Origin of the sequence: Gillisia marina (genome assembly GCF_000258765.1) — a bacterium.
Taxonomy (GTDB): domain Bacteria; phylum Bacteroidota; class Bacteroidia; order Flavobacteriales; family Flavobacteriaceae; genus Gillisia; species Gillisia marina.
Map to the genome: position 1 here is coordinate 88,100 of NZ_AJLT01000025.1, position 11,646 is coordinate 99,745.

General features: G+C 34.7%; 9 protein-coding genes. 6 read left to right on the forward strand and 3 right to left on the reverse strand.

The features are described from left to right. Positions 1–101 precede the first annotated feature (101 nt). Both ON07_RS16260 and lipB read left to right on the forward strand, forming a co-directional pair. Positions 102–257 carry a YqaE/Pmp3 family membrane protein gene (locus ON07_RS16260; protein WP_010230003.1) on the forward strand — a complete coding sequence of 52 codons (156 nt, stop codon included), beginning with the start codon at positions 102–104 and terminating at the stop codon, positions 255–257. Next, positions 257–964 (forward strand): lipoyl(octanoyl) transferase LipB, encoded by a 708-nt coding sequence (lipB, locus tag ON07_RS08410; RefSeq protein ID WP_010230006.1) that lies wholly within the window; start codon positions 257–259, stop codon positions 962–964. Before ON07_RS16260 ends, lipB begins: the two co-directional genes overlap by 1 nt. Here lipB and ON07_RS08415 read toward each other — a convergent pair. The 3 genes from ON07_RS08415 to ON07_RS08425 form a co-directional block, all read right to left on the reverse strand. After that, entirely contained in the window at positions 961–2,763 is a 1,803-nt protein-coding gene (locus ON07_RS08415; protein WP_010230009.1) for a hypothetical protein, read from the reverse strand. The two genes, lipB and ON07_RS08415, sit on opposite strands and share 4 nt — an antisense overlap. Positions 2,764–2,830: 67 nt before the next feature. Then, positions 2,831–3,370, reverse strand: coding sequence for a hypothetical protein (locus ON07_RS08420; protein ID WP_010230013.1), 540 nt, complete (start codon positions 3,368–3,370; stop codon positions 2,831–2,833). Positions 3,371–3,399: 29 nt separating this feature from the next. Continuing rightward, positions 3,400–3,999: a ribonuclease HII gene (locus ON07_RS08425; protein ID WP_010230016.1), complete on the reverse strand. Its 600-nt coding sequence runs from the start codon at positions 3,997–3,999 to the stop codon at positions 3,400–3,402. A 170-nt stretch (positions 4,000–4,169) separates the two neighbouring features. Here ON07_RS08425 and ON07_RS08430 point away from each other — a divergent pair, with 170 nt between their 5' ends. The 4 genes from ON07_RS08430 to ON07_RS08445 all read left to right on the forward strand — a co-directional run bounded on the left by ON07_RS08430 (position 4,170) and on the right by ON07_RS08445 (position 11,601). Next, complete coding sequence (locus ON07_RS08430) at positions 4,170–7,205, forward strand: SusC/RagA family TonB-linked outer membrane protein (protein ID WP_010230019.1); 3,036 nt, start codon at positions 4,170–4,172, stop codon at positions 7,203–7,205. A 113-nt stretch (positions 7,206–7,318) separates the two neighbouring features. Next, entirely contained in the window at positions 7,319–8,674 is a 1,356-nt protein-coding gene (locus ON07_RS08435; protein ID WP_010230021.1) for a RagB/SusD family nutrient uptake outer membrane protein, read from the forward strand. Between the two features lie 20 nt (positions 8,675–8,694). Next, the gene (locus ON07_RS08440; RefSeq protein WP_155807198.1) at positions 8,695–9,534 is read left to right on the forward strand and encodes a hypothetical protein; all 840 of its coding nucleotides are present in this window, start codon (positions 8,695–8,697) and stop codon (positions 9,532–9,534) included. Positions 9,535–9,642: 108 nt separating this feature from the next. Beyond that, the gene (locus ON07_RS08445; protein WP_010230027.1) at positions 9,643–11,601 is read left to right on the forward strand and encodes a putative porin; all 1,959 of its coding nucleotides are present in this window, start codon (positions 9,643–9,645) and stop codon (positions 11,599–11,601) included. Positions 11,602–11,646 lie beyond the last annotated feature (45 nt).

Genomic DNA, 11,646 nt, shown 5'->3' on the forward strand with positions numbered 1-11,646 from the left:
TCAATTTCAAATTCATAGGATTTAGAAAGAATAATGGGGATCATTTTTCAGCCATTATTAATTGGTATCTTTGCGCTTTAAGGTTTAAAAATAGATTTTTAATGAGTGTTTGGAGAGTTATTTTATCGGTCTTATTTCCACCATTGGCAGTATACGACAAAGGTTGTGGGTCAATTTTAATTGTGTTAATTCTAACCTTGCTGGGTTGGATCCCGGGAGTGATTGCAGCTCTAATTATTTTAAATAGAGGGAAATAATGAACAAAGCGGTAGAAGTTCAGGATCTTGGTTTAAAGGATTATAAGGAAACCTGGGAATATCAGGAGCAATTATTTAAGGCTATTGTAGATCTAAAAATCCGGAATAGAAGAGAATCTCTAAATCTTAAAACCCCTAATTACCTTCTGCTTGTGGAACACCCTCATGTGTATACCATGGGGAAAAGTGGCGATTTAGAACACTTACTACTTTCTGCAGCGCAACTCGAAGAAAAGAATGCCAAATATTATAAGATAAATCGTGGTGGAGATATTACCTATCACGGACCGGGACAATTGGTTGGCTACCCTATTTTAGATCTAGATAATTTCTTTACCGATATTCATAAATACCTGCGCTTTTTGGAAGAAGTAATTATACTTACGCTAAAAGAGTACGGACTTAAGGCTGAAAGAAGTCCTGGGGAAACTGGAGTGTGGTTAGATGTTGAAACTCCATTTGCTAGAAAAATTTGTGCGATGGGAGTTCGCGCCAGCCGTTGGGTGACTATGCATGGCTTTGCATTAAATATTAATGCAGATTTAGGGTATTTCGACAATATAATCCCTTGCGGAATTCGGGGAAAAGCAGTGACATCTCTTAATGTAGAGCTTGGAGTACGAGAGGTGAATCTAGCAGAAGTGGAACAAAAACTTCTAAAGCACTTTTCGAATATTTTTGAAGCAGAGCTAACTGCTAAAAATTAAAACTCATAACTAATAACTTCATCGCTTTCTCCTAAGACAAGCATGATAGTTTTATTCCTTGTTTTAGAATTTGTGATTTTCAGCAATGATACTCCGTATACAGGAAAATTAGGAACCAGTTGTCCTCTTTCGTTAAAGAGATACACTTTTTTAGCTTGCGTGTCTGTAATAGAAATGTACTTCTTTCCGGTAACAGAGAATATTTGTGGTTTTGAATACAATCCAAAATCTAAGGTAAGTTCCTTATCGTTTATTGTCAGAATATTTTCTGAAAGTAGAACCATTGTACTTTCATTCGCTACGATTTGAACATTGCCTTCAGATGTCAATTGGTCTTTAGATATTTTTCCATTTTGATTTATCCGCACTAATTCGCCATCTTCTGAAACAGATATAAACTCATTTTTATTTTCATACCATTCGTTTTCTGAAAATTGAAATTTCTCTTTTACTGAAACCCTTTCTTTTCCTTGTCTGCTCAAAATGTTCAGTTTTCTGCTCTTTTCAGGAAACACGATATAATCTTTATTTTTCAACCGAATATGTTTCGGGGATTGAGTGATTTCAGAAGAAGCTTTTTTAAAATCGAATCCTTTTACATTTTTCCCTTTAGAATCGTACATCAAAAGTTCTCTGTTTTGTACGATTACAAACCGATAATTTTTAGTGTTATCGTAATCAAATACTGCCAAGGGCTGCGTGATATCATCTTTAAATTCTATTGGGAATGGCTTTACCTCTTTTCCGTTTCTATCTAGAACATGAAACCTATTTAAAGTAGTAAATGCCATCTGGAGATTCCCATTCTTGAATAAATCTACTTGATTGATATCGCCTATAATTTTAGTTTGAAGTTTCTTCTTCCACAGCACCTTTCCATTTAGATCTAGAAGCGAAAGCACATTGCTCTCATCTTGGACTGCAATTTCTATCTCTTTTGTACTATGGTTTTTTAGAACATAAGAGTTGCCGGTAATATTTATAGGAAGTGTAGTTGTTACTAATTCCTCTAATTCTTCAGATTTAATATCGCTTTGGTCCAAAATAACTCCATGAATATGTGTAAACCCATCGTTGCTCACAAATTGAGTGGCGGCAAGTGAATAATTCGCCCCTAGGTTGCTTAGTGGACTATATTTATTAATGAATATTGAATTCTTATTTTTTGCTTTTGTAAGTTGAGGTCTTGTTACTTTTAATAAGGAGGAGGCATCTGCCAGATCTTCCTGATTTTTTTCAAAAGAAGCATTTTTATTTAAGGTGGAGCTATTTTGAAAGTTACTTATAATACGTTTCAAGGTTTCTTCACTTTCAGAATAAATTAAAAAGTTTTCTAAAAGCATGTAAAATTTAGGAGAATCTAACTTGATAATCGGCTCGAAGGATTTTAAAAAATTAATTTCTGAAGCGGAGTAAATCGGAATTCCACGAAACTCTGCTTTCAGTTCATCTTTTATGGGGAAAGTATCCATCGCCAACTCAGGATCTACAAGTGTTAGAGCAATTGCTTGCTCTTCTTCTAAAAATATAACACCGGCTTCTTTAGTGTAACTTAAAATAGTGCTTTTTGATATCGCTAAACTATCGCCTCTGTATTTTTGTAAATTTTTTGAAATAGTGTTGAAGTCATTATATGTGAAGGAATAAAAGCCGATTGCTGAAGCGGGAGTGACTTTAGCTATTTCATTCTTTTGATGTTGAACCCCTTGAAAAATATTTAGTATTTGATTTGCTTGCTTATTGGTAAGAGCGATCCCATTAAATTTTAATTGATTGCTTCTTAAATCGAGGTCTACCATACTCCAATCTGCTATGGAGTTTTTTGAAGCCTTATGATTTACAAAAAGGGAAGTTTTGTCTTTCGATCTAGCTGCAACCGCTTTTTTTGAAATTTTCTGAACTTATGTTTTTTGAATTATCATTATTGATAGATTCCTTTAAAACTTTCAACGAATTACTGGCAATTAAAACTCCATTGCTAAATGTGCTGTAAAATGTAGACTTGTCAATAGTTGTTTTCTTGTAGCTAAAATCTTTAGTTGTAATGGCTTCAATAGAGAAATCATTCGAAGGTTTATTTACTAGACTATCATTGTCTTGCTTGCTCAAATATAGATAGTCGTAGGTTAAACTATCTTTTTTAATAAATGATAATAAGGAATTCGTAGCAGGAAAAAGTGATGTGTAATTCTTGATTTCCTGTGAATTAACATTTTTAAAAATGTTAGTCTCGCTAAAAATGTCATTTCCCTCAGCTTCGTTTAAAAAACTCGTGATATTTTCAGATTCTAGAATATAAGAGCTTTTTTCAGGGATAAGATCATATAGATTGGTAGTTTTATTTGTGGGAGCATCACAAGAAAACAGGCAGAAGCCTAAAAGAAGAGCCATTAAAAATTTAGTCATTCAAAATCAATTTTCACAAAAGTACTAAGTTATAGGTCCAATTTTAACTGATCTGGCAGTAATTTAAAACTTAAGCGGTGGTATTTTGAAACTCCATATTTCTTGATTGCTGCTCGATGTTCCTTGGTTGGGTATCCTTTATTCTGTTTCCAGTTATACATTGGAAACTCTTCATGAATTAAATCCATAAATTCATCTCGATAAGTTTTGGCTAGAATTGAAGCCGCTGCAATGTTTAAATATTTTCCATCACCTTTAATTACACAAAGATGTGGTATATCTAAATAAGGCTTAAACCGATTGCCATCTACTAAAATATGTTCGGGAGTAACTTTCAACTGTGTTATTGCTTTATGCATTCCTAAAATAGAGGCATTTAATATATTGATTTTATCGACCTCTTCATTAAAGATATGTGCAACTCCAAAAGAAATTGCCTCCTCTTCAATAATTTTTTTTAAAATTTTTCTATTGCCCGATTTTACAATTTTGGAATCATTTAAAAGCTCACTTTGGAACTTGGGGGAAAGTATAACACTTGCAGCAGTTACTGGTCCCGCAAGACATCCTCTTCCGGCTTCATCGGTTCCACATTCTATTACATTTTTCTTATAAGAATTCAATAACATTTTACAAATCTTGCATTTTTTTTTAGTACTACACGCAACCTTATGGGAATTTCTGCATCTATGAGATAGCGTAGTGTTAAGATTTTAACACATCAAACGTTTTAATAATGTTGTTTTATTCAGTATTTATTAGGATTTTTGGCGCAGGCTAATTCAAATTAACAAAAATAATGGAAAAAAGATTAAATGGAATTCTTACGCTTTTGTTAGCGTTCGTGGTGCAATTTACTTTTGCACAAGACAAAACCGTTACTGGAACGGTAACCGATGATGCAGGTTTGCCTTTACCAGGGGTTAACATTGTAGTGAAGGGCACCAATTCTGGAACCCAAACCGATTTCGATGGAAACTACAGTATTTCAGCTCAGGCTCAAAATACATTGGTATTCAGTTTTATTGGTTTTGCAAAACAAGAAATTGTGGTAGGTACGCAATCTTTAATTAACGTAAGTTTAGGAGCAGATGCAGCAGCCTTAGATGAAGTTATTGTGGTAGGATATGGTTCTACAAGAAGAGAGCTTTCAACATCGGCAATATCAACAGTAACAGCTGAGGATATTGAGGATTTTGTTCCTTCTACCAGTGTAGATAACATTCTTCAAGGTCAGGCTGCTGGGGTGCAAGTTACTGCTGCCAATGGTAGACCAGGTAATACTGCATTTGTACAAATTAGAGGGGTTGGTTCTATTAATGCCAGCACTACTCCTTTGTATATTGTAGATGGTACTCCAATTGATGCTTCAGATGTTGCCAATATTAATCCGGGAGATATTGCTTCTTTTTCTATTCTAAAAGATGCTGCTACTGTTTCTAAATACGGTTCTCGTGGAGCTAATGGTGTTGTTTTAATTACTACCAAACAAGGTAAGCCTGGAGACGCTAAGATTACATTTAGATCTTCACTTGGATATGGAGAAAAAATTGATGACCCATTCGATTTAATGAATGCCGAACAAAAACTGGAATTAGAAAGACAATATGCTGCACTAGGAGTAAATGCTGCGCAAAGTTTGCCAGGAGCGACAGCTAGCCCGGAGGAATTACAACGTTTAATTGCTTTAGATACTAACTGGGAAGAAGAGCTTTTAAGAAAATCCTATATTCAATCTAATGCACTATCTATTTCAGGAGCAGAGGATAAGCTTAGTTATTTCCTTTCTTTAGGATATGATAAGAACGATGGGATTATTGATAGAATTGATGGATTTGAGAGAATTTCAGGTAGATTAAATACTACTTACCAAGCTAAGGACTGGTTAACTGTAGGTATGAATGTGTCTATGGCTAGAAGTACAACAGATTTACCTAGAGATAGAAACAATGTACAAAACCCGTTTAGAGGGGTGTATGATTATAATCCTTACGAGCCTTTATTTCTAAGAGATGCTGATAACAATATTGTTGTAGATGCAGAAGGAAATAACGTATTTAATCCTACTTCTACTGGTTTTCCTATAGCAAGAGCCTTAACTACAGAGCCAGAAAATAATAGAAATTTTTTGATTATTGGAAGTGGGTTTGCAGACATTAAATTAACAGATAAGTTCTCTAACAGATTTAGTGTAGGAGCAACTAGTAATAGGTTCAACCGAACTAATCGTTCTGTTGCTGGTGGTTTACTTCAAAGTTTCGTTGGTGATGCAAATTTCCCAGGAACTCAAACTGATACATTTAGTCTTGATTTCGAATATAATGTGAATAACATTTTTTCTTACTCAGATACTTTTAATGAATTACATAATTTTAGGGCAGATTTCCTTTTAGAATATAACGAGAATATTTTTACAAATCTTACTTCAACTAGTAGAGGTTTTCCATCACCGGACATTCCTTACCAGGCCGTAGCAGCAGAAGCTACAGCAGCTTCTTCAACTGAGGCCAGAAGAATTTTATTTTCTCAAGGATTGTTCTTAGATTATAACTATGATGAGAAGTATATCTTATCTGGATCTATAAGACGAGATGGGTCTTCACGATTTGGTCCAAATAATAAATATGGTTATTTTTATAGTGGAAGTGCAGCATGGAACATTGCAAGAGAAAACTTCTTAGAAGATTCTTTTGTTAATGATCTTAAATTAAGAGCTTCTTATGGTACTTCAGGAAACCAGAACATAGGTAACTTTGAGTTTTTAAATCTTTTAGGTTTTGGGACTTACAATGGATTTACAACTGCAATTCCTTTAGGAGTAGGAAATCCTGATATTAAATGGGAAGCACAAGCTATATTGGATGTTGGTGTTGAATTTGCGCTTTTTAATAATAGAGTTAGTGGGGTAGTAGATTATTTCAAGAAAACTTCGGACGATTTGTTGTTAGATAGACCTATTTCACAAACTGTGGGAGATGAAAACAATGCAATAACCGCAAACATTGGAAAAATTGAAAATACCGGTGTTGAAGTTTCTTTAAAAGGAGATGTTGTAAGAAATTCAAACTTTATTTGGACTATTGGAGGTAATGCTTCTTTCCTTGATAATGAAGTTCTAGAATTAGTAGATGGTGCAGATATTCCTAATGGAACAACCAGATTAGTAGAAGGTCAAGATGTTTATTCATATTATTTAGTTAGATATGCTGGGGTAAATCCTGCAAATGGAGAACCTCTTTATTTAGATGTAGATGGTAATGTAACTAATGAATATAGCACAGCTGATGCAGTGTTAATTGAAGGGAAGTCTCCTTTTGCTGATGTTGAAGGTGGTTTTTATACTTCTTTTAGGTATAAAGGTTTCGGTTTGCGAAGTGATTTTATATTCAAGAGCGGAAATTATATCTTAAACTTTCAACGATCTTCCGGTATCTCTGCTTTAAATATTGACTCTAATCAAAGAGTTGAGGCATTTGATTACTGGATGCAACCAGGAGATACAGATGTTTTACCAAGTCCTTTATTTGGTGATACTGCAGATCAAACTTCTACAAGATTCTTGGAAAAAGGTGATTATATTAGATTAAGAACTTTAACTTTAGATTATAGAGTTCCTAGTGAGATGATTAACTCGTTTGGAATTAATAGTTTAAGAATATTTGCTACAGGTCAAAACTTGTTAACTTTCACAGATTATGAGGGTGATCCTGAAATTGGTATAGGATCTGCTGAGAATGCACAACCTGGAGATCAAGGTTTTGTTCCTGGAGAATTCTCTCTTTTTAGCTATCCACAAACTAAATCTTACACCGTTGGTGTAGAATTAAGCTTCTAATAAAAAAAAATAATAGACAATGAAAAATAATTTTAAATATGTAATAATTTTGTTTCTGTCGCTCTCTTTATTTAGTTGCGACGATGAAATAAACGATCTTCAGCCTTTTGTGAATGGAAATCCAGATACTTTTTTTTAATAGTATTGCTACTTTTCAAAACGGTGTAGATGGAATTTATTCTCAATTCCAAAATTACTATGCGAGTACTGGTTCCGGTTTACAAGGTGTTCCTGATATTTTGTCAGACAACGTAGTTCTTGTATCTACAGGACGACGTTCTAATGAGGTATTGTATGATTATAGATACAACCCAAATTCAGGAGGAGCCATTACACTATACTTTAGTGAGGCATACGAGGCAATAAATGCAGCAAACTTAGTAATTGGTCAAATAGATAACTTAGCTGATAGTCCTGAAAAGGATAATATTTTGGGTCAAGCTTTAATGGGACGTGCTTTTGCTCATTTTGATTTAGTACGCGTATATGGTAAGATTCCAACTCAAAGTGGAGATGCTAATTCTTCTTTAGGAGTACCTTATATTAAGGTTGAAGATGGCGATACTGGAGACCCTTTAGCTCAACCAGCTAGAGAAACGGTTGCAAGTAACTATATGGAAATTATAGGAGATTTAGAAAGAGCTACAGGATTGCTTGCTACCAATAATGGAGAAGGTAGATTTGATAGAGATGCTGCTTTTGCACTTCTTTCTAGAGTTTACTTATATAATGGAGAATACCAAAAAGTAATAGATGCTGCAAATCAAGTTTCTGAACCGATTGCTACGCCAGCACAACTTCCAGGTGTATATACAGATTCTAATAATGCAGGTGTAATTATAGAGTTTTCTGTAAATACATCTTCAGAAAGTAATGAGTCGAACGTAGGTGTGTTATATAGTCAGTCTAATAGTAGTTCTACTATTTCTGAGTATGCAATTGAATTTGATTTCTTTAACAGTATAGATACTACTGATGTAAGGAGAAATGTTATCCAATTTGTAGGGACTAATCAAGGAAATCAATACAATGCAGTTAAGAAATTCTTAGGTGAAGAAGGGCAAGTAAATGGTTTGCTAGATATAAAAGTTTTGAGAGCTGCAGAGGTAACTCTTAATAAGGCAGAAGCTCAATACAGATTAGGAATGGATGAAGCCGCACTTACAACCTTAAATATGTTGAGAGATTTACGTTTTTCATCTTATGATGGTGATGAATCTGGTACAGCACTTTTGGATGCTATTTTGTTCAATAGAAGAGTTGAGCTTTCATTTGAAGGACACAGATTTTTTGATCTTAAGAGACTTGGAATGCCAGTGGTAAGATCTAACAATGGTGATATCATTGACGGATCTGGAACGCCTCCAGAAGTATTAACTTTGCCGGCAAGTGATTTTAGATTCCAATTCCCAATTCCAACTGCGGAAACACAGGCTAACCCGAATTTTGAGCAGAACCCTGGTTACTAATAATTTAATTAATTATAAAAATGAAAAATATACTATATAAATTATCAATTTTTGTCTTTGCAATGGGGATGTTTACCTCATGTGACCAAGGCGACGATATAGGTGATATCAATAATTATGACGGTGAAGGACAAGTTGCAATTGCTGGGTTTAATGGAGTTGCAAGCCAGAATGTGGTTTTTGATCCTTCTGCCGATACAGAATCTACCTTTAGTGTTGGAGTCTCATCAATTTCAGATATGGATAGGAGAGTTCAAATAAGAGTTTCTGATGAATCTACTCTTGACCCTTCTTTTTATACAATAAGCACTCTAACGCCAGTCATTGCTGCGGGTGATTTCACTACAGATATTACTATTACCACTGTCGGTAGTGCTGGAATTCCTCCTGGAGGGGCGGTGCTTGTTTTAGAATTAGTTTCTGTAGAAGGTTCTGAAATTTTAAGTGGAAGCGTTAAAACTCTATCTGTTGGATTGGATGTTAAATGTCCTTCTGTAGATCCTTCTTTAATAGCGGGTACGTATGAAGTGACGGCTTCTACTTTCTTCGGGTTCTTCGAAGAAACAGTAACTGCTCGAGAAGTTGTCGCTGGTCCCGGTGCTAATCAATTCACAGTTGTGGATGGAGCTTATTTAAACGAGGCTTCTGAAGATTTAATTTTTACTATAAATCCAGAAACTGGGGATATAATAGCTTTAGATGAAACTAAAATTGCTTCAACTACTAGTTTTGGTCCTAATACTTATAAATTCCTTCCTGGTGGTCGAGTTTTAACTTGTGCTGGAATTATAGAATTGAATTTTGATTTTGGTGGAAATATTGCTGGAAACCCAAATTCTTTTAAATTGCTGAAGCAGTAAATTTTTATTATAATTTTTTTAAACCGCCCAATTGGGCGGTTTTTTCTTTTTGTATCATTTTCTACTTCTAACTTTATTATTTTACATTTGTAGCAGTCTATAAAGTCTATGAAGCACCTGTCTTTTTCCCTAATTTTAATCTTCACTCCATTGCTACTTTTTGCACAGGAGCCCGTAAGAAATCCGTCAGAGATTAATCCTGAATTTCAAAAAGATACTTTAAAAAATATCTCAAAGGACAAACCCCTTCAAAAGAAGTTGGAACAAAAAGACAGCCTTCAAAAGCCGCCTATTTCAGCTTACAAAATATTCTCCATTTCCGGGGACTCCACATTTGTAGACACGACCTTGACTATTCAAAAGGATTATAAATTCAATTACCTTAGAAAGGACAATTTTGAATTAATCCCTTTCGCAAATGTTGGGCAAACCTATAATAAGCTCGCCTATAATTTTAATGAGAGAGGTCTAATCCCCAAGTTGGGTGCTAGAGCGAGACATTATAATTTTATGGAAGTAGAGGATATTTACTATTATGAAGTTCCAACACCGCTTACAGAACTATACTTTAAAACCGTTCCCGAACAAGGACAAACCTTAGATGCCTTTTTCACTATAAATACTTCAGAGAGACTAAATTTTTCAATAGCATATAAGGGACTTAGGTCTTTAGGGAAATATCAGAATGTACTAACAAGCACCGGAAATTTCAGAGCCACACTTAATTATTCAACCTTAAATAATAGATATAGACATAAATCTCATTTTGTCTCTCAAGATCTGTTGAATCAGGAAAATGGTGGACTTACAGAGCAGTCACTCGTCCAATACATCAATAAAGAAGAAGAATTCGACGATAGATCCATATTAGAAGTTAAATTCGAGAATGCCGAAAACATATTATTTGGTAAGAGATTCTTTTTAGCACACGAATTCGATCTTGTTAATGGAAAAAATAATAGGATCACTATAGATCACGAGCTGGATTTTAATGATAAAAAATATCTTTTCAGGCAAGATGCTCCGGTGGCATTTTTCGGAGAATCATTTAAAACAGGAAATCTTAATGATAGAGTAAAACTTAGAAACATTAATAATATTGCCGGTATTACGTATGCCAATACTACGTTGGGACAATTAAAAGTAAAAGCGGGAGTCACATACTTTAATTATGGCTACAATTCAGTTTTTGTTCTGGAAGATCAAATTATAACTAATAGACTTAAAGGAGAGAATTACGCGGCCGGAGCCGAGTATTTTAAAAGTTTTGGTCCCTTAAGAATGTATGGAGATTTTATGGTGAATGTAGCAGGCGACTTTACTGGACATAATTTCTTGGCGGGAGCAGATTATTTTATCAATAAGAATAATCAAGTAAAAGCCGAGCTTAGGAGTAACGAAAGTGCTCCTAATTTCAATTTCCTGCTGTATCAGAGTGATTACATTAATTATAATTGGCAAAACAATTTCGAAAACACCAATACTCAAAGTTTATCTGTACATCTGGAATCAAAAAACTTGGCCAATGTAGAAGCAAGTTTTACCCGGATCGCCAACTATGCTTATTTTTCAAAAGCTGATACCATTTTTGTAAAGCCATTTCAAGAGCCTGGGGAAGTGAATTATCTTAAGCTGAAAGTAAGTAAGGAGCTTACTTATGGGAAATTTGCTTTGGATAATACCGTAATGTACCAAAAAGTTCTTAATGGAGAAGGGGTGTTAAATATCCCGGATTTCACCACTCGCAACACACTATATTATAAAGATCATTGGTTCAAGCGAGCCCTTTATTTGCAAACAGGATTAACTTTCAAATATTTTACCAGCTACCAAATGGATGCTTACGATCCTGTTCTAGCCGAATTCTATGTGCAGAACGAACAAGAATTTGGAGCTTTTCCGGTAGTAGATTTCTTTTTTAATGCAAAAGTGAAGCAAACTAGAATCTTTTTTAAACTGGAACATCTAAATTCTTTAATTACCGGAAACAACAATTTTGCCGCCCCAGAGCATCCATACCGGGATTTCCTGGTAAGATTCGGCCTTGTTTGGGATTTCTTCCTTTAATATTTTGGGCATTTCCCCTCGCGATGCTCGGGGTCGGGCTTTCCG